General features: G+C 54.2%; 21 protein-coding genes. 10 read left to right on the top strand and 11 right to left on the bottom strand.

What is annotated here, in order from left to right:
* Positions 1–35 precede the first annotated feature (35 nt).
* Positions 36–959 carry a DNA cytosine methyltransferase gene (locus K5H97_RS10530; protein ID WP_028692334.1) on the top strand — a complete coding sequence of 308 codons (924 nt, stop codon included), beginning with the start codon at positions 36–38 and terminating at the stop codon, positions 957–959.
* A 7-nt stretch (positions 960–966) separates the two neighbouring features.
* Here K5H97_RS10530 and K5H97_RS10525 read toward each other — a convergent pair whose 3' ends face one another.
* Positions 967–1,605: a hypothetical protein gene (locus tag K5H97_RS10525; RefSeq protein ID WP_155952721.1), complete on the bottom strand. Its 639-nt coding sequence runs from the start codon at positions 1,603–1,605 to the stop codon at positions 967–969.
* A 524-nt stretch (positions 1,606–2,129) separates the two neighbouring features.
* On the opposite strand from K5H97_RS10525, the gene K5H97_RS10520 reads away from it, so the two are divergent.
* Complete coding sequence (locus K5H97_RS10520; protein ID WP_028692336.1) at positions 2,130–2,399, top strand: hypothetical protein; 270 nt, start codon at positions 2,130–2,132, stop codon at positions 2,397–2,399.
* Between the two features lie 43 nt (positions 2,400–2,442).
* Complete coding sequence (locus K5H97_RS10515; RefSeq protein ID WP_028692337.1) at positions 2,443–3,198, top strand: hypothetical protein; 756 nt, start codon at positions 2,443–2,445, stop codon at positions 3,196–3,198.
* Here K5H97_RS10515 and K5H97_RS10510 read toward each other — a convergent pair.
* A complete protein-coding gene (locus K5H97_RS10510) occupies positions 3,190–3,819 on the bottom strand; it encodes a hypothetical protein (RefSeq protein WP_028692338.1) in 630 nt (209 codons plus the stop codon). The genes K5H97_RS10515 and K5H97_RS10510 overlap by 9 nt on opposite strands.
* A gap of 185 nt (positions 3,820–4,004) precedes the next feature.
* Here K5H97_RS10510 and K5H97_RS10505 point away from each other — a divergent pair, with 185 nt between their 5' ends.
* The 3 genes from K5H97_RS10505 to K5H97_RS10495 all read left to right on the top strand — a co-directional run bounded on the left by K5H97_RS10505 (position 4,005) and on the right by K5H97_RS10495 (position 6,337).
* Complete coding sequence (locus K5H97_RS10505) at positions 4,005–4,247, top strand: DUF4224 domain-containing protein (protein WP_036986652.1); 243 nt, start codon at positions 4,005–4,007, stop codon at positions 4,245–4,247.
* 1 nt (position 4,248) lies between these two features.
* Positions 4,249–5,310 (top strand): tyrosine-type recombinase/integrase, encoded by a 1,062-nt coding sequence (locus tag K5H97_RS10500; RefSeq protein WP_028692339.1) that lies wholly within the window; start codon positions 4,249–4,251, stop codon positions 5,308–5,310.
* 829 nt (positions 5,311–6,139) lie between these two features.
* Positions 6,140–6,337 (top strand): hypothetical protein, encoded by a 198-nt coding sequence (locus K5H97_RS10495; protein WP_064491911.1) that lies wholly within the window; start codon positions 6,140–6,142, stop codon positions 6,335–6,337.
* Between the two features lie 208 nt (positions 6,338–6,545).
* Here the strand turns inward: K5H97_RS10495 and K5H97_RS10490 are convergent, their stop codons facing one another.
* Positions 6,546–7,349 carry a hypothetical protein gene (locus K5H97_RS10490; RefSeq protein ID WP_028692340.1) on the bottom strand — a complete coding sequence of 268 codons (804 nt, stop codon included), beginning with the start codon at positions 7,347–7,349 and terminating at the stop codon, positions 6,546–6,548.
* A 122-nt stretch (positions 7,350–7,471) separates the two neighbouring features.
* Here K5H97_RS10490 and K5H97_RS10485 point away from each other — a divergent pair, with 122 nt between their 5' ends.
* On the top strand, positions 7,472–9,166 hold the full coding sequence (locus K5H97_RS10485; RefSeq protein ID WP_028692341.1) for a P-loop NTPase fold protein: 1,695 nt from the start codon (positions 7,472–7,474) through the stop codon (positions 9,164–9,166).
* A gap of 160 nt (positions 9,167–9,326) precedes the next feature.
* Here the strand turns inward: K5H97_RS10485 and K5H97_RS10480 are convergent, their stop codons facing one another.
* The 4 genes from K5H97_RS10480 to K5H97_RS10465 form a co-directional block, all read right to left on the bottom strand.
* The gene (locus K5H97_RS10480) at positions 9,327–9,887 is read right to left on the bottom strand and encodes a 3'-5' exonuclease (protein ID WP_028692342.1); all 561 of its coding nucleotides are present in this window, start codon (positions 9,885–9,887) and stop codon (positions 9,327–9,329) included.
* 154 nt (positions 9,888–10,041) lie between these two features.
* On the bottom strand, positions 10,042–10,938 hold the full coding sequence (locus K5H97_RS10475) for an AAA family ATPase (RefSeq protein WP_028692343.1): 897 nt from the start codon (positions 10,936–10,938) through the stop codon (positions 10,042–10,044).
* The gene (locus K5H97_RS10470) at positions 10,935–11,426 is read right to left on the bottom strand and encodes an HORMA-1 domain-containing protein (protein WP_028692344.1); all 492 of its coding nucleotides are present in this window, start codon (positions 11,424–11,426) and stop codon (positions 10,935–10,937) included. Before K5H97_RS10470 ends, K5H97_RS10475 begins: the two co-directional genes overlap by 4 nt.
* Positions 11,423–12,367: a CBASS oligonucleotide cyclase gene (locus K5H97_RS10465; protein ID WP_028692345.1), complete on the bottom strand. Its 945-nt coding sequence runs from the start codon at positions 12,365–12,367 to the stop codon at positions 11,423–11,425. The genes K5H97_RS10470 and K5H97_RS10465 overlap by 4 nt, the downstream gene beginning before the upstream one ends.
* Before the next feature lie 340 nt (positions 12,368–12,707).
* Between K5H97_RS10465 and K5H97_RS10460 the strand changes: the two genes are divergently transcribed.
* A complete protein-coding gene (locus K5H97_RS10460) occupies positions 12,708–13,526 on the top strand; it encodes a WYL domain-containing protein (protein WP_081273215.1) in 819 nt (272 codons plus the stop codon).
* A gap of 51 nt (positions 13,527–13,577) precedes the next feature.
* Positions 13,578–15,104, top strand: a complete 1,527-nt coding sequence (locus K5H97_RS10455; protein ID WP_028692347.1) for a phosphorylase family protein — start codon at positions 13,578–13,580, stop codon at positions 15,102–15,104.
* Positions 15,105–15,236: 132 nt separating this feature from the next.
* Here K5H97_RS10455 and K5H97_RS10450 read toward each other — a convergent pair whose 3' ends face one another.
* Both K5H97_RS10450 and K5H97_RS10445 read right to left on the bottom strand, forming a co-directional pair.
* On the bottom strand, positions 15,237–15,536 hold the full coding sequence (locus tag K5H97_RS10450; protein WP_028692348.1) for a hypothetical protein: 300 nt from the start codon (positions 15,534–15,536) through the stop codon (positions 15,237–15,239).
* 30 nt (positions 15,537–15,566) lie between these two features.
* A complete protein-coding gene (locus K5H97_RS10445; RefSeq protein ID WP_248691166.1) occupies positions 15,567–16,622 on the bottom strand; it encodes a DUF2971 domain-containing protein in 1,056 nt (351 codons plus the stop codon).
* A gap of 129 nt (positions 16,623–16,751) precedes the next feature.
* Between K5H97_RS10445 and K5H97_RS10440 the strand changes: the two genes are divergently transcribed.
* Positions 16,752–16,997, top strand: coding sequence for a hypothetical protein (locus K5H97_RS10440; RefSeq protein ID WP_036986654.1), 246 nt, complete (start codon positions 16,752–16,754; stop codon positions 16,995–16,997).
* A gap of 257 nt (positions 16,998–17,254) precedes the next feature.
* On the opposite strand, the gene K5H97_RS29585 is transcribed toward K5H97_RS10440, so the two are convergent.
* Both K5H97_RS29585 and K5H97_RS10435 read right to left on the bottom strand, forming a co-directional pair.
* The gene (locus K5H97_RS29585; protein WP_028692350.1) at positions 17,255–17,470 is read right to left on the bottom strand and encodes a hypothetical protein; all 216 of its coding nucleotides are present in this window, start codon (positions 17,468–17,470) and stop codon (positions 17,255–17,257) included.
* A gap of 70 nt (positions 17,471–17,540) precedes the next feature.
* Positions 17,541–17,915, bottom strand: coding sequence for a hypothetical protein (locus K5H97_RS10435; RefSeq protein ID WP_028692351.1), 375 nt, complete (start codon positions 17,913–17,915; stop codon positions 17,541–17,543).
* Positions 17,916–18,039: the final 124 nt, after the last annotated feature.

The following is an 18,039-nucleotide window of genomic DNA, read 5'->3' as shown; positions in this document are numbered from 1 at the left end:
CTTCCAAGCTGCCAATATAGCCGCGAGGTATTTTCATGACTACAGCAATCGACCTGTTCGCCGGCCTCGGCGGATGGAGCACCGGCGCGCGCGCCGCAGGCGTCCAGGTTCTCTGGGCGGCAAACCACTGGCCAGAGGCAGTGAAGTGGCACGCGGCTAATCACCAAGACACCGACCACGTATGTCAGGACCTGCACCAGGCCAACTGGGCAGCAGTGCCGCGAACCGATATCGGCATAGCCTCTCCCTGCTGCCAAGGCCATGCAAAAGCCCGCGGCAAGAAGAACGGAAACCCGGAGCATGATGCGTCGAGATCCACGGCCTGGGCTGTCCCGTCTGCGGCCGAGGTGCTCCAGCAGGACGCTTGGGTGATCGAGAACGTGCCCGAGTTTGTGAACTGGGTGCTCTACCCTAGCTGGGTGGATGCGATGCAGCGCCTGGGCTACCAGGTCGCACCGCACATCGTCGATTGCGCCGACCTTGGAGTGCCGCAACACCGGGTGCGTCTTTTCCTGATCTGCACCAAGAGCAAGGCCCCGATTCAGCTACAGCTGCAGCAGTGCGAGCACGTGCCGGCCAGCAGCTTCCTAGACTTCGACGCCGGGCGCTGGTCGCCAATCGAGAAACCAGGCCGAGCCCTGGCTACTCTCGTTAGAGTGCGCAACGGTCGCCGACGCTTCGGCGACCGCTTCATCATGCCCTACTACGGGAAGGGCTCCGGCACCACCGGCCGCGATATCAATCGGCCGATCGGCACCATAACCACTTTGGACCGCTGGGCCCTGGTCGACGGCGATCGCATGAGGATGCTGAGCGCCAGTGAGGCCTTGGCCGCCATGTCGTTCCCGGCTGACACCCTGCGGCCGGACAACCACCGGCTGACCATGCACATGGCCGGCAACGCGGTACCGCCTCTGGCTGGGCAGCGGGTAATTGAGGCGTTGTTGAAAGCCGGATGATATTGCCTCAACCGATGAGTCTCTTAATAACGAGATTGCTCTCTTGGTACAACTGCCTGCTTTTTTGCCTAACCATGAAAGCGCATCGCTCGCTAATACTGTGCATCTCAAGCAAGTTAGGCTCGCCATCCACCAACCCCTCTTGAAGAATATTCTTAACTTCTACATTAACGTCAAATTCGATTTCTTTCGGCTCTAAAGAAAATAGCTGTAGTTCATGATCTTCAAAAACCAGGCATACGTCCTGCCAAGCCATTTCCAGCTCGGCGCAGTGACTCAGCCAAGCTTTCTGGAACTCCTGAATCGCGTCAAAAAGCTCTACGATATCCACAGATTTATTTGCTCTATGCATATCCGCAAACATCTGTAAGAGCTTTCTCACATAGACCTCAGCTGCCCCTCCTCCATCCAGCACAGATTGGAATCGTTTAATTATTTTATGTTTTTCTGCGTGCCTATACTGACTATGCCAACTATTTAACGCTATCACTGCAACAACCGCCGTCACGCCAGCACTAACGAACCCTAAAATCTCAAAGGCATCTTTTACCTTAGAAGATGAAGCAGGATCGGCACCCATACCAATACCTAAGAATACTCCGAAAACAACCAACAAAACACAGCCGCCAAGTACGACCTTATCCATCCCTAAGTCCCCTTAAATACTCCGTTATAGCAGGCAGGTATCCCCATGCCCACAGAAAACCGATCCAACACCGAGAAGAAACTCTGCATCCGTGTCTGTCGCGAATGCGGCAGCACCTCCCTGACTTGGCAGACCCACAACAAGAACGCCGGTCACGCTCAACATGGCCGGCTCACCACACAAGATGTTCAGTGCTTGCTGGTGTTGGGCTGCGATGAATGCTCCGAGACCCTCGCCGTTCTGAGCGCTGACCAAGTCGCAGCTTGGCTAAATGACGGAATGCAAACCAGCGCCGAGCCGGAGGTCACATACGGCCCAACCCCTGGATGTAAGCATTGCGAGGAAGCTGAACACTGCCGGCTCACGGACTGCCCCGAATGCGATGCACAGTTGTGCGAGGACTTGAACGGTGATGGCGTGCGCCCAGACGCCTGATCATGACGCAAAGAGCACACTTGTACTCTTTCTAATTCAAAACCTCTTCCCTCAACTCGCCGCTGCGATACAGCAGCCAAGGAATCGTCATGCCTGAAATACTCAAACTGGAGCGCGGCCGCACCTATCGCGGCAAGAAACCCGCGTGCGTGCGCAGCTGCGGTCTGATCAATGATCGAACGGTCATCTATGTCGGCGTGGATGAGGTCCAGTACGACGGACCATCAGTGGCCCCTGGGCGCCACTATCCGCGCATGCCTATCAAGAAATTCTTGGAGTGGGCCGGCCATGACGTGACCGACGAGCTGCCGCAGGGAGAATACGCATCCTGGCCACCAGCAAAGCAGGCTGCATCATGATTGCCGTCGCCTACATGGCCTACCTGATCTGGAGGGCTCCGCGATGAACGCCAGGATCGTCTGCCAGTTCAGTTGCGGCGCCGCTTCGGCGGTGGCCACCAAGCTGGCCCTAGCTGAGTACGGCAGCACGCACGACGTGCAGATCATCAACGCATTCCTCGCCAACGAGGAAGCAGACAACCGCCGGTTCGCCAAAGACTGCGAGGCCTGGTTCGGCCAGCCGATCACCGTCCTGCGTGATGAGAAGTACAGCGCCGACGCCCATGAGGTCTTCCGCCGCGAGCGCTACATGAAAGGCCGTACCGGGGCGCCGTGCACCAAGATCCTCAAGCGTCGCTTGCTCGACACATGGAAGCTGCCTGGTGACGTAATGGTGTTCGGTTACACGGCCGAAGAGGCCGATCGCCTGGAGGACTTCAGGGAACGAAACCCCGACCGGCCAGTTATCGCCCCTCTGATCGACAGGGGCTTGGGCAAAGACGACTGCAAGGCCATCCTGCTGCGCGCAGGCATCGAGCTGCCGCTGATGTACCGGATGGGATACGAGAACGCCAACTGCATAGGCTGTGTGAAGGGCGGCGAAGGCTACTTCCGCGCCATCCGGCAAGATTTCCCGGAGCAGTTCGAGGCGCTGTGCGTAATTCAGGACGACCTGGGCGAAGGCTCCTACCTGTTCCGCAACCGAACCACCAACGTCCGTTTCTCCCTACGCGACCTCGGCGATGGCCCGGTGAGGCGCAACGAGAAGATCCCCTCTTGCTCGTTCTTCTGCGAAATGGCAGAGCGTGAATTACGATGATCTCGCCTCACCATTTGGCTTTAAGAACTCAGTCAAAGTCGGCCGCAAAAAAGCTCTAACCTCCTCTATTGATAAGAAGTCAGTCACAGAAAGTTCAACCATCACTAACCGCAAATCCCCTTCTTGCTTTATTAAGCTATTATGCTTCTTCGAAAGCTTTTCCAAGTACTCACCGGGCCTGAATATTGGATTATTTTCCGAGTGCTTACGGATATGATCTTGGATAAGCTCTGCCTGCCGCCTAGTTTGCTCTATAAGCATTTCAACCAATCGAAGCTGAACTTCCTTGTATGACGCTGTACGAGCACTTTCCATTTCCTCTTTGGCGAGAACGAGTTGGCCTTGCTGCTGACTGGAAATCTCTCTGAATTCAGATTTCTGGATATCGAGTAATTCTCGTTGAAGGTACACAGTCCGCACTACTGCGATTAACGTGCAAAAAGAAACTACCGGCCCCAAAACTCCCCCAATGTAGCCACCAAACTCAGACCACCGGCTAGATACGGTAGAAAACTCACCATCAAACTGCGACCTATACAAGAAAAAAGAGATAAGAGCCGCAGCTATGACCGGCAGCATAATCAAAGTGCCGAAAACCCAGAAACTCTTTAGATAGCGCATACCACCTCCTTTAGAAAGCGAAATCTACCCGAAAGGTCTCCCCATGCCCACAGAAAACCAATCCAACAACACCGGCGCGCCCTTCCAGCGCGAAGACCGGTACATCGTCATCAAGCGCAGCGACTTGGCGAAAGTGCCAGTTAACTAATCACACCTGCCGCAATCAGCGGCGTGGAGACCATCACATGCAAACCGAGATTCTTTCAGACGAAGAGCTCGCCGAGCTGACTGGCTATAAGGCCAGGGGATATCAGCGTCGCTGGCTAGAGGAACGTGGCTGGGTGTTCGTTGAAACCCGCAGCGGGCGCCCACTGGTTGGCCGCCATTACGTCCGCATGAAGCTGGGCGTGAGCCTTGGAATAATGCCAACGGCGTCGCCACCACCGGTAGTCCCTGCGTGGACACCTGACATTTCGAAGGTGAGGTGAAATGCGCCCAAGGAAGACTGAGAACCGTGACCTGCCGCCCGGCATGTATCGACGCAAGCGCACTAGTAAGAGCAAGAAAAACCCTGGCAAGGAGTGGATCAGCTACTTCTACTTGGATAAGTCTGGGAAGCCGGTACCGCTGGGTACTGACCTGAATCTGGCAAGGCTGAAGTGGGCCGAGCTGGAAGCCAAAGAGAAACCCAAGGACCTGGTCACCATGGGTGCGATCTTTGACCGATACGAGCGCGACATCATCCCGAAGAAGGCGCCGCGCACTCAGAAAGATAACCTGGCGGAGATACGCCAGTTGCGCAGCTACTTCGAGAAGGCTCCAATCGACGGCATCACGCCCGCTCACGTAGCGAAGTACCGCGACGCCAGGACGGCGCCGGTCCGGGCAAACCGAGAGATCGCCACCCTGTCGCACATCTTCAACATCGCCCGTGAATGGGGCCTGACCAACAGGGAGAACCCCTGCCAGGGTGTACGCAAGAATAAGGAGGTGCCGCGGGACTTCTACGCGAACGACGCAATCTGGAGCGCGGTTTACGCGAAAGCGGTTTGTGAATTGAAGGACGCCATGGACTTAGCGTATTTGACGGGCCAGCGGCCGGCGGACGTGCTGGTGATGAGGCGGGACGACATCGAGGGCAATGCCCTCGGTGTGAAACAGAAGAAAACCAACAAGAAGCTGCGGATCATGCTCGAGGTGGACGGAGTGGAAAGTGGCCTGGGCAGTCTGATCAGAAAGATTCTGGAGCGGAACACACCCCATGGATCACCCTACCTGCTGTTGACTGATTCAGGCAAACGGGTCTCGGCGGCCATGCTTCGCCATCGATGGGACGATGCCAGGGAGGAAGCTGTGAAGGAAGCAGTCGCAGCCGGTGACCAGATCCTGGCCGGCCGGATCAGCCAGTTCCAGTTCCGAGACATCCGCCCAAAAGCTGCGTCGGAAATCACTGACATCGACCACGCCAGCCTGCTGCTCGGGCACACCAAGGGCGACATCACCGAACGGGTCTACCGCCGTGTTGGAGCTCTGGCGAAACCCACCAAATAGGGAAAGTTTTGCCAGCGCTGACAAATAATACCATTCCCAAGGGTGTTCCCATGGGTAGTTTTACTAAGCCCCAAAAACGCAAAAAGCCCTGAAAAATCAGGGCTTTGAATGTGGCGGAAGCGTAGAGATTCGAACGGTTATATCTGGTTCAACCTATTACCCTTTCCTTGGACGACATGATGACCTCACCCACCTCAGCTGTCAACACCAAATAATTCGCGGCCTCCAACGAAACCCCATTTCTGAAGCCTTGCCGTCTCACAAGATGCAATTCGTTGCACCTTAGCAGTTGCGCCTTATTTCAAGGCCCGCAGCGCTTGAAGCCCTGTCATGACGCTTGCCTATTGACCCTTGTGGACGTCCCTACCACAGGCTCAATTTCCATTGTCGCCCAATCATTTTCACCACTGTAGAAATGACTCAGCCGGCTCCGCCGGCCGCGCCATGCCCAACGATGACTCTCGAAGGGAGCACCAACGTGTAGTGCCAACCTTTTGGAAAGCCAGGTGTCAATTTTCACCAATTTCCAGCTGCCTATCCACGTGGCACCTTTCTTCTTCGCCCCTATACCAAGCACCTAACGTGAAGCTAGATCAAGCCGGGAATAGGAAGTCCCGCTATTTCTTGAAGAATTGACGGCAGCGCAAATGTCACCAATGCGCCGAGCATCCCAAGGGAAATGTCAAACCAAAAACTCAACATCACGATTATTAAGAGTACATTTATAGCGTACTCTTAATATATATGACCGATCACGAAAAATTCCTAAACCTCTTGACGCGCCCACCATGAAGCCATTTTAATGGAGCCCTCACCTTGGAGGCATTTAATGAAATACGACAATACAGAAACCTCATATTTTCACCACCTCCATCAGCTGACCGACCACAAATCGAGACAGGCCGTGGCAAAAGCATATGCACTCGAACTCTCTAGCCTTTCGGCAGAAGAGATTAAAAAAATCATGAGACACCAAAGCTATGAAATCCCCAAAATTTATCTAAAGGGTTTTGCCACCAAAAAATAAGAAAAACCACCTCTACCGTACTCCCCTAACGGTAGTTCTGAGCGAATTTTTATCGCCAAAATACGGTTAGTAACTTTCCAGACAGACACGACCCCAGTGTTGAAGCACGAAAAGCTTTGAGTGTCTCGGTCTCAGAAGAATTGCCATCACGAGAAACCTGTGTGGCGCAAACTTATATGCCGGATAGTTCTTCTCATACCACTCACTCCTACAGACTCCACCGCTCGCATCGACGACTTCTACCATTACCCCTGTCCTCGTAAATCTGAAAGCAATCAAAGTCTGCAGATAGCGTTACCACTGCTTCGATTGCACTGCGCAAATCAGACCCTACCAGTTGATCTTCATGTCTAAATACGATAGTAGGAGGCAAGTTCCCACCCGACCTTGCAACCACGTAACCCCAGTCTGTCCAGCGATGCTGAAACCAGGCAGGATTGGAACTGTCCGAGTCAATCTTCCGAGCGAAATCGCGTATCTGCTCGACCAGCCCTACTAGGCTCTCAAAGTTTGGCTGTCGATTGTTGAATCGGGTGACTTGGTTGGTCTGTTCGAAAAAGTCTGTACCCAGTGAAGGTGTGATTGGGTATCGCGCGTCGTTAACGACACTTCTAGACAGATCTTTCAATTGCTTTAACTGATCAGGCTCAAGGTTTATATCCAGCCGCTCGGCCATGCACTCGTAGTCATGTCCGAGTTTGCGAACTACACGCTCAACCAGGTCTTCTGGACAGTGTGAATAAAGTTTGACCACCCCGCCCTTCAAGAACATTTCAACCGCATAGCCAAGCAGCAACATTGATGACCGAGCCAGAGCGGAGTCCTTGATAAATACCTCAGAAGACCTAGGGCTCTGATCAGCAATAATCTTAATAACTTCTTCTTTATTCAATAAACACTGTTGCCTCAGTGCCTTTGCCGCCACCAAAAGACCGTCACCTTCTTTTTTCCAGTTTGCAGCCTTAAAAATCCCCTTGCTTTTCGAGCTCACAACCGCTTCTCGGTTACTCATAAAATCCTCCTGACATTCAACGCTCCACATCATTGCAAAAAATTTCGCCTTGAGACACTTGAAATTCTTGAGCCCGCCACCACCTCACTACACAAGGACGCATTATATTATTCGGAGTTTAGATGACCATCGAACGCTGCAAGCACAATTTGTTGCTGACCCTTGCTTCTCAGGATAATCGAGTCATTGCTCTGACAGGCAAATGGGGCACAGGCAAGACGCACCTTTGGCAGCAGGTTCGTGACACCTCGGTAGACGAGACGATAAAAAAAGCAGCTGCCATCTCACTTTTTGGGGTGAGTTCAGTTAATGACCTGAAGACGAAGGTTGCTTACGCCCTAATGCCGAGACTTGTTGACAAGGGTGTCGCTACTCAAATTACTGAAGCTTTCGAAGGGCTCACTAAGCTAGCTAAGGGACTACATCGTAGCTTTAACGCGATGGACAACCTCCCCCTTGTCATTCTACCCACTCTCCTTAAGAACAAATTCCTTGTTATCGATGACATTGAGCGCAAGCACGACAAGCTGCACATTGACGAAATTCTCGGTTTCATTGATGAGTGCGTCCAAGTTCACAAATGTCGGGTACTGCTCGTGCTCAACGATGATAAGCTGACGGATAAGAAAATCTGGGAGCAGTTCCGAGAAAAGGTAATCGATCAGGAGCTACGGCTCGACACATCTCCGGCAGAAGCGTTCGGCATAGCCAAAGGCATCATCAAAACCGAATGGGAGGAAGCACTGGAGAAGGCCACAGTCACCTGCGGCGTCACCAACATTCGAATCCTTTGCAAAATCATCCGCGTCGCCAATCGACTGCTCGAGGGGCACGGCCCCCTTCCAGCCGAGGTTATCGAGAAAGTTATCCCCTCAGTAGTCCTACTGAGCACTATTCATTTTAAATCGCTTCCGGATGGCCCTACATTCGAGTACCTACTTGATTATAACGGTACGGTATCGGCAACCCTCAGAGCCATCCGAGCGCGGCAAGGCGATCAAGATGAAAGCGAAGATGATGCTCAGCATGCACAGTGGGACTCACTGCTGAGCGACTTGGGTATCTACAGCTGTGGTGAGTTCGAAAAACTGGTCGTTGAGGTTCTTCGTACTGGACTATTGGATACACAGGCAGTCCAAGATCTGGTCGAGCGCTACCGACACGACAGCAGGCTGCTGATTTCAGGCAAGGGCGTCGCGCAGTTCATTCAGCATTACAACTGGTATCCCGAGCTCACTACAGAGCGTCTGGTAGCTGAGCTACGCAGCTTGGTTCCAGGCGCAGAATTTATCGAGCCACCGACTCTCAGCTACCTCATGGATCTGTCAGAGGAGCTTACAGGCGGCCCGGAATTGAGCGAAGAATTTTTATCTTCCTGGTCGACAGCTCTAGACGCCGCCCATCCCGACGGGCTAGTACCTCCACAGTGGCCATCCACTCGGCCGATTCGCCCTGAGGTGGAAGCTGTGTTGAACGCCGCATATGCGCGCCTGTCCTCCACAACAACCCTTGCCGAGGCATGCTCTCACATCCGCAAGACCCAAGGGTGGGGCGACGCTGAGGAGCATCTGCTCAAGCACATCAAGGCAACTGAGTACCAAGCTGAGATTTCTAAGGCCAACGGTCGTAACCTTGAAATGATCTTCAATCAAAGCATGCAGTTCGTGCTTCACAAGGCTGCATACCAGGACTTTGGCGATGTGGGTGATCGCTTTGTTAAGGCATGCCGAAGCATTTTGAGAGCCGAACCCAGCTCCCGGCTTTCTGGAATCATTCGAAAATTTTTCGAGTATCACAACCAGGCCGGGCTTCTTTAAAAGCCACTGAAAGCCCTCGCACCCGAGGCTACCTAATCCGTGGTAACACTCGGGTGCGCCCGGTCACCACACTTGCTTTTTGGCTCTGCAAGCCTGGAAAGTGGTTGAGCTTTGCCAGTAAACGTAACCATAGGGTACCGAGCAGCGCTTCCAGAAAAGCCTATGACCGCTTACTAGCTACCAGCTTCTCTCGAATCAAATTGAACAGCTCCGCCTGGTACACGGCATCGTCCAACGCATCGTGATTGCCAGAGCTTTCAGGACTCACAATTTTTTCGATCTCACTCGACCGAGTCGATTTCCAGGTGCACTGAGCGGTACCGAAGAACATCGACTTGATGTCCAACGCGGCGATGCCAAATGGGTTCTCACCGAGGTACAGGTGGAAGTAGTAATTCACGAAGCTCCAGTCGAAGGATGCATTGAACCCCACGAACACTACGGACTGGTCTGCGCCCTCAAGAGACTCAACCCAAGCCTTGAACTGTGACATCGCCTCAGCGGGTTCCATCCCCTCCTCGCGCAGCTTATCCAAGGACAAACCCGTAACCTCCAGAGCCGCAGGAACGAACTCCTCAGAAATCGGCTTCAGGTAGCAAGAAAACTGCTCCTCAGGGTTGGAGGTGAGGCACGCGCCGATCGACAGCATGCTGTACTTGCCCGGGATGGGGCCTGATGCCTCGATATCTACGGAGACGAAAATTTCTTTGTCGGCTTTCATAACTACTCCGTTTGAGCAGCTGCCTGGCTGGCAACCACAGCGTCCATTAGCAGACACCAAAACGCCTGGAATGATCGGAAACGAGGCTCGATGAGGGCAAGAGCAGTTCGCCCCTCCCCCACCGAATCATTGAACCGTGCACACGCCTGGTCGATTACTTATCTTCCATCACTGGAGAAGGACGCATCGAAAGAATGGACTCGGTCAGATCCTTGAAGTCCAGTGGGCGATTCGGAAACGCTTTCGCCATTGCCATTGGATACAGGCGAGTCCGGATATCAGAGTAAGTCCAAGCAGGCTGACCGTTGCGCTCACCGGTGACAGTTGCCAGGTCGGTCAGTTGTTTGTCCGAAAGCCCCATGCCAGCCAAATCCATGCTGAACAGCTCCTTCCGCTCCGCAGCATCCGGGCGAGTGAACTCTTCAACGATGGCAGCACGACGGCGAAGGGCCGCATCCAGCACGGAAAGCCGGTTGGTGCACAGGATCACCACAATGCGACCGCCATACTTACGCAACTCATCGACACCCTGAATCAAGGTGTTCACTGCCACCTTGTCTTCGTGGTGACTCTGGCTCTGCGATCGGGAGGCCGCAATCGAGTCACCTTCGTCGATGATCAGAATTGCCCGGCGCTTCTTACCTGCAGCCTCAGCAACCTCTGCGAAGGCCTGGGTCAACAACGTGCCCATCTCGCCGACCTTACCGGAACCACGAACGCGGTTGCTCAGCTTGAACAGCACCGAGTCCTCAGCACGCGAATCCCGGACGATACGGTTAGCAATGCACTCCGCTGTTGCGGTTTTGCCGGTACCGACGTCGCCATGGAAGATCACTAGGGGGTACTGATCGGCTACGAGGTTGCAGATCGGCAGCACACTTTTATGATGCTGCTTGCTCCACTCGGACAGCTGACCTTGGTTCAGCAGCAGTTGGAGTTGGTTCTGCACACGCTCATAGCGGCCGGCAAACCCGAGCAACACTTTCTCGCGATCAGTCAGCTGGATATCCGGCAGCTCAATGGCCGAGTCAAAAACGGAGGTAGTGCTCATCGGGTGTAGTCCTTACGTTCCATGCCGTAGCCATTGCTGGAGTATTCACGCCCACCACTCTGGGTCAGCTGAGAGTGAGAAATGTCCGCGTAACTGGTCGACCAACTGCACTTCATTTTGCTGGCCATCTTTTCCTGAGCATTCGCATCGTAGGCGTCAACGGTGCCGAGAACGATCCGCAGTTCCGGGCTCGAGAGTCTTGGCCAGAGGGCATTTCCTGGCCGCTGGTTCGCAAGCGAGCCAGACTCATTGACGTAGAATCGCGCAGCCTTGTACTCGACTCCGTAACTCAACAAGGTGATATCGACGTACTCGAGGTAGCCGTACTTGGCCAGAACCTCAATGTCGTGCCCCCACTGACGAGCCTCGGCTTCGGTGATCGCGCCGCTGCTGGAAGCGATCATCACGAGGTCAGCCGTGATACGCCGCATGACCGCTTCAATATCAGTCGTGGTGAAGGTGCTGGTTTGGGTAGAGGTAGAACTCATGCTGCGTCCTCCACCTTGAAGCCTTTACCGAACAGCTCTTTCCACACCTCGAAATCATCCTCCATCGAGGCGAAGTGCGCGGTTTCCCACGATTCCTCGGCCAGTTGAACGATTTCCTTGCGCTCATCCTCGGTGATGCGGCTCGCGACGTTGTTGGTGTCGGATACCGGGTCGATGATCACTACTGCGTCCTGGAATTGAGACACCCAGCCGTTCTCAGGAAACTTGATGACCTCCTTGAGCCCGGATTGAACGATGTACAGCAGGAAGTCCCGGAAGCGCTTCTCCAGCGAGCCAGCCTTGCCGTTCACTTCAAGCACGTGGGCCATGATCAGCTCGATGTGGAAGGATTTGAGCGGCACCTCCTTCCAAGTACGCCAGCGCTTAGCCAGGCGAACCAAGGTGCGGAAGTCCGGATCCTCATCCTTCCGAACCTTCACGAAATTCACCTGACACGGTGCGCAGGTTTCAGTCTTCGAGCCGTCAATCCGGTCGAACTGCCAGCCATAGTTTTCCTTGTTCGGGTTCTCGATAACCGGAACGATATCCACCTCGAGCCCGGTACCCACGAAGGTCACTTTCGCAGCCTTACGCTGGATTTCGAAGTCTTCAACAGACTTGTTGGGGTACAGGTTGACCAGCGCGTCGTAGATTTTTTGGCTCAGGGTCGCGAAGGTCTCTTCATCCACCTTCTGCCCACTGATGTAGAAAACCACGTCCACGTCGGCGGGATTCTGAGCGTTAGGCCGCAGGATGGTGTGCTTGGCAAAGGAGCCTGCCTTCACCACCTTCTTGATGGTGATTTTGTCCTGCTTCTTCAGGCTGTCCTTCAGCGCTGCGATCAGGCGATCGACCTGGGCGTTGTAGGTCTCCCGCTTCTCTTTTGGCAGGCGCAGCACGTTACTGTCGTAATACTTGATCTGAGTGTTGGTGAGTGGCATGTGCCATCCCCTCCTAAGAATGTTGTGTTAGTCGCAAAGCATCCCTACCAGCAGCTACACCACATGCCGACGGATGAGATGGCGCGGCCACTCGAGCACCAGGCCCGAATCGCCCTTACGGCTCACTGCAGTTCAACCATCCCGCACCATCCGAAGAATCCGGCCAGGAAAATTGCGAACCTCAGCTCGCTAGCGTATGATTACTATACGCATAGTTTTTAGATGTAGTCTAGTTTTTATACGCTATCGAGGTTCGAGCATGACAAACGAGTCCAAACCCACGGACAACCAACCCATCAGCAAGGGACGGCAAGGAGCACGTTGGGGCCAGGAACGTCGGTTGGAATTCATCGACTATCGACTGCGGTGGGATGGCCAAATCAACCGCAGCAGTCTTACTGACTTCTTCGGAATCTCGGTACCCCAGGCGTCACTGGACATCACTGAGTACGCGAAACTCGCTGAGAGCAACCTCGAGTACGACACCCGAGCCAGGGTCTACAGGGCTACTGATTCATTCAAAGCAGTCTTCCCGTCCAGCGCAGTTGAGCGCTACCTGGATGATCTGCTGCGCGTCGCCGTTCAGCCAGAGATCCCCTACGGCAGCTTTCTGGGCTGGCAATCCCCTGTCGCTGCCGTGCCCAAGCTGGGTCGGCGCCTGAACGCAGACATCGTTGGGGTAATTCTCCGCGCGATTCGCGAGAAAGAACTTGTCGAGGTCTTCTACCAATCCCTGACAGACCCTGAAGGCGGTGAGCGGATGCTGTCTCCTCATGCCTTGGTGCATGACGGTAACCGCTGGCACGTCCGGGCGTACTGCCACAAGCGTAAGGCTTTCCGGGATTTCTCTCTGACGCGCATCAAACACTGCAAATATGTGGGGCAAGATCGGGATCGGGATGACGAAGACTACGCCTGGAACACCATCGTGAATGTGATTCTCATCCCGCACCCCGGTCTCACCCCAGCCCAGCGCAAATTGATCGAGTCCGACTTCCTGATGGAGAACGGCGAGATGCACGTGAAGTGTCGCCGAGCCCTTCTCTTGTACCTCCTGTTCCAGCTCAACCTGAATGAAGACCAAGCCGATCAGAGGCCCGAGGTCATCCAGCTGGCTCTGAAGAATAGGGATGAGATCAAAGACCTCATCCAGTATTAACACCTAGAAAATCAGCCAACACTTAACACCTTAGCTACCGGAATTGTCACGATGGCAAACCTTGAAAATGATTTCATTTTGATTGCGGGCAGCATCTCTCCCAAAACGGAGAAGCGATTCGTCGATCGGGCCCACGCCTTCACCCGGGCGCTCACCAAAAGCATCTTGGACGCTAACGGCGGACTTGTTGTGTACCTTGCCGGTGAACCCAAAAATGATGATGGTGACCTGCTGACCTTCGATTGGACGGTAGCTAACGAGGCAAGCGCACTTGCCTCGAATTACACGCCGGCACGCCAGCTGAAGATCGTCACATCTCTCAAAGCGATGTCGGACAAGATGTCCGAAGAACAGCGGATGTTCATTCGGCGACTGCAGGCTAAGAAGTTCGCTGAGATCATCTATATCGATGATGACCTTGTGACCGGCGGCAACATCGGGGATGAGCAAGTCGATGTGGCCACTGCCATGATTGCCATGGGTGGAGGCCGTGGAGTATCCGACCGAGCGCACAAAATGCGCAAGAAGCGCCTACCCGTTCTGCCCTTCGATCTGCAGCTCGGAGGCTTCAGCGATGATGGTGTCGGGGCGATCGGCTTGCATAAGGCATTCTTCAGTGACCCACTCTCGATGTTCCCGATCACTGGAGAGCAGGTGAAAGGGGAACTGGGGACACTGTCTTTGCAGGAACCTATTTTCCCGCTGGAAGAGCTGGCAGATATGACCGTGGAGCTGTTCCAGGCAGAAAGGGAAGCTGAACAAGCCTCTCGGACTCCAGATGTTCTGATTCTGACTGCTCTGTCAGTGGAGCTGGCCGCAGCCAAGCTTGCCTGTGGGATTCAGGATGAGACGCCGCATCGGCGCTCTGCGAACCATATCCACTATTGGACGACGATCCTGGACAGACACGATGGCCCGGTTTCGTGTGCGATCGCGTCGCTTGGCTCGGCAGGTAATGTGAACGCCGGCAACATCACTACCCAGCTTTTGTCCGAGCTGAAACCGAAAAAAGTGCTGATGATGGGCATCGCTGGCGGCCTGCGTGGAAAGATGACCTTGGGTGAAGCCATCGTATCGGAGCGTGTTGTGTACTACGAAAGCGCTGCCGCGTTGGCAGATGGAGTCCTGGCCGCGCGCCCTGAAATGCAACGGCCTGGCATGGCAACATTGCAGGATCTCAGCACTTACTTCTCCTCTCCATCACTCTCTGATCGCTTGCAGGAGCGCGCAAAAGCGCTCGGTGTAAGCTTGCCGAAAGAGTCCACAGCCGGCGAGGTTGCACCAAAATTCAAAGCTTCAACTGCAACGATCGTGTCCGGGGAAAAGCTCATCAGAGACTCCGAATTCTTCGCACGGCTGCGACAGATCCACGACAAAGCCTGCGTCGCAGAGATGGAGGCATATGGTGTAGTGGATGCCTGCGAGAAACAAAACGTGCCAGTCTTGGTCGTCCGGGGTATCAGCGATTTCGGCGACGATAGAAAGGATGATCTTTTCCATCGAGTCGCCTCCGATGCTGCTGCCATCGTGGTCGTTGACTACATCATTCACGGCTGGAGCCGGGCCCAAGCTCACTGAATAGCTAAGCCCAGAATGTCGAGCGCCCCTGTATGGGGCGTCCGTTGCGAAAGAACGTCGATGACGTACCTCCCGTCACCATCAATAGTTAAGTGTTGATGGTGGCTCGGAGCGGGTAGTATCTGACTTTGGTCAGGCGCCCTTACTCCTAAGCGTGAAAATGAAGGACGGAGGGGTAAATGCATCTGCGTTTTTGTTGTCCCGGCCTTCATACAGCCACTCCCCCGCAAACCCCTGCGGGCCAGCAACGATAAGGGCATTATCGGGATTTTTCAGATGCTCACCCACTGGGCGCTCCCCGCCTGGCATGAATCCTACGAGCTTGGCCTCCGAGGTGTTCTCTACAAGCAGCTTCCCTTCTTCTGTCAGGTAGCCTCGAAGCACGCCCAGCCCAGTGTTGTGAACCACCAGTGGCTCCCATTTCACATCCATGGATCTCTCCTTAATTTTCGTGGGTTTTGACTACCAAGGCATGTTGCCCTGCTGCCGTCCATCCATGGAACACCAATCGTCCAGGCTGGTAGGCAACGAGACCATCTTGTACTCATTGCGTTCAAGCGTGACCTTGAAAACTGGTATATCGATGTCTCTGCAGATCTTCAAGATCTTGAGCGCATCAGCCTCCGAGATCTTGGCCCCGAGATGAACTGCCTTGAGGGGTGCAGCGACGTTGATACCTTTGACCTCTCTGTCGTCTTCAGGAACCACCCAGCGCCACTCCCGCTCATACCGCCAATCGACAGCCTTACACAATGATGCCGCAATGCCAAAAAGGGCGTTGTAGTCCTTGCCCAAGCGTTGAGCTCTTTGGATGTGGGTGGCGTCGAACAGTTTATTTGTGTAGGCCACCGGCCAAAGAGTGAGAGTCGAAAGGTGATTTCGATGAAGGCCTGTGAAGTCGTACTCCATGGCAAAGCCGGTATGGTTGTGGCCATAGTGACTCCACATCAGCACTGAATCCACGCGCTCACTCAGGCTGCAGATTTTGTAGCTGCTTTTGACCTGATCAATAAGGGTCGAGAGCTGCCCAGCCTGGTGATTCGACGTCAACACCTCTACTTCGTGTCGCCATTGCTCAACGTCTAGGAGACACGGCTCTTGTGCCGAAGCAAGCGCCACCGCCGATGAAATGGGATCTTCGCACGCCAGTGCGGTGACGACCTGATCATCGCTGAAACCTAGCTCAACGAGTTTCTCCCACGCAGCGAGCTTCTTGTAGTCAATCCAGAACGCCGTGTCGTAAGGGTCATTGAACTCACTGGCTAAGCTCAACCAGAGAGTTTTCTTAGCTAGGTTCTCCAGCGCCAGGTCACTGCAGGCTCTGATCTTGAACAGTTGATTGGGCGTGTGAAGGTATTTCTCGCTGATGAGCTCCGGGATGTCCATATCACCGATAGTGGCTGACGAAAAATTCTCAATGAAATCTCTTATCCAATCCCTATCCACACGAATTCCTTTGTCTACCTGACTCGCTTGAACCAGAGAAATTACCACATCTGGAGCCACGCTCTCCCTCACTGCTGGCCTCCCTAACGGCCTGTCCTCCTAGACTGGGTGTGACCCAACGCCCTGGCAGAAACCGAGCTTGGCCATCCTAGCTTGGCCGCTATACCATCAGCTCCTTCCCGGTAAGTGGTTGATACAAACATGCTGAAATTTCTCGAGCAAATCTGGGACTGGGCCTTCCCGGACAAGAGGTCAGAAGCTGAGAAAGAGAAGGAGCGGGAGTTCATTCAGGCTGTCAATCAGCTCAAGACGCTCAGGGTCACTTCCCACGGACGCATGTCGATCGACCCAGAAGAAATTCGCGACCAGGTACTGCAGAGTCGCGAGTCCTATAAGGATCTCATCTCACCGCTGCATCGCAAACAAAATCCAGATTTCGACGTCTAGACCAGCCATATTTGACCGGCTGGCTTTGGGAGTCGACGGCGGTAAGGTGTTCCGCAGGCACGTACTCGACGTACTGGCCCGATGAACCGGGAATCGTACCCTGTCAAGCCGTAGGTGCGATTGGTGTGAAATCACGTCGTTCCTCTGGCGTGAAATGCCCGGCCAACTGCCTTTGTAACGTACTTTCAGGAATGTAACGTTCGCGATGTTACATTCCAAAATTTGAGTTACAGGTTCATGAGCAAGCCGCATGGCACTCAATGTCGGTGTTGATCAACACTGCCGCCAGTCAGCATCTCCTCAACAAACTCGATCGACATTTCGAGCTCGCCTTGTATCTCCTCAAACACAGATTCGAGGTCTGGATGCGTCCCCGAAGCTCGTAGCTCTGTTACAAGTCGCACGAGATCTCGCCCTTTAGCCAAAGGCATCTGGATGTTGCAGTACACGGTGTCTCTGCCGTCTCGGCCCATAACTCCTCCAACTCACTTTGATACGACGAATTGAGAATGCCATCTACGGGAATAGCTGCCGTAAGCCCATTTAGACAGATCTCATGGCGTGCCGGTGCGCACGAATATGAATGACTTCCCGCTCCCACTCCTCCACGAATTTTTCTAGGTCACTCCGGTAGGGCCCAGCAGCGAGCCGTGTAGAGCCGATGCTCGCTTGTGCAAATCGCTCGCGCCATGGCGTGGGAATACTCTGCACGTCGACAATCTCGCGTCCTGAGATACGAGTCGACGTCTTCACGCGGGAGAGGATATGCCTACATGACTCAGCGACCGCTCCCAGATCTCGCTCAACCAAATCCAACTCTTGGAGCAAGGGGATCGCCTTTGGATCGCCAGGTTGAATTGCGAAGAGCGCCCAAAGCAGCCGCCGTAATAGACGCTCGCCATCCATTAAATCATCCATGGATTAGTCCTCCTCACTCTGGGGAGCCTTGGATTCGGAGGCATTTTCAACTGTCCTCCCCTCCCGGTTGAGCACAGCGTTGGGGGTAGCGCCGAGATCATTGAACACGGAGAGTGAGCAAATG

This window comes from Pseudomonas mosselii (genome assembly GCF_019823065.1).
GTDB classification, from domain to species: domain Bacteria; phylum Pseudomonadota; class Gammaproteobacteria; order Pseudomonadales; family Pseudomonadaceae; genus Aquipseudomonas; species Aquipseudomonas mosselii.
This window is presented reverse-complemented; position numbering and strand designations above follow the sequence as displayed.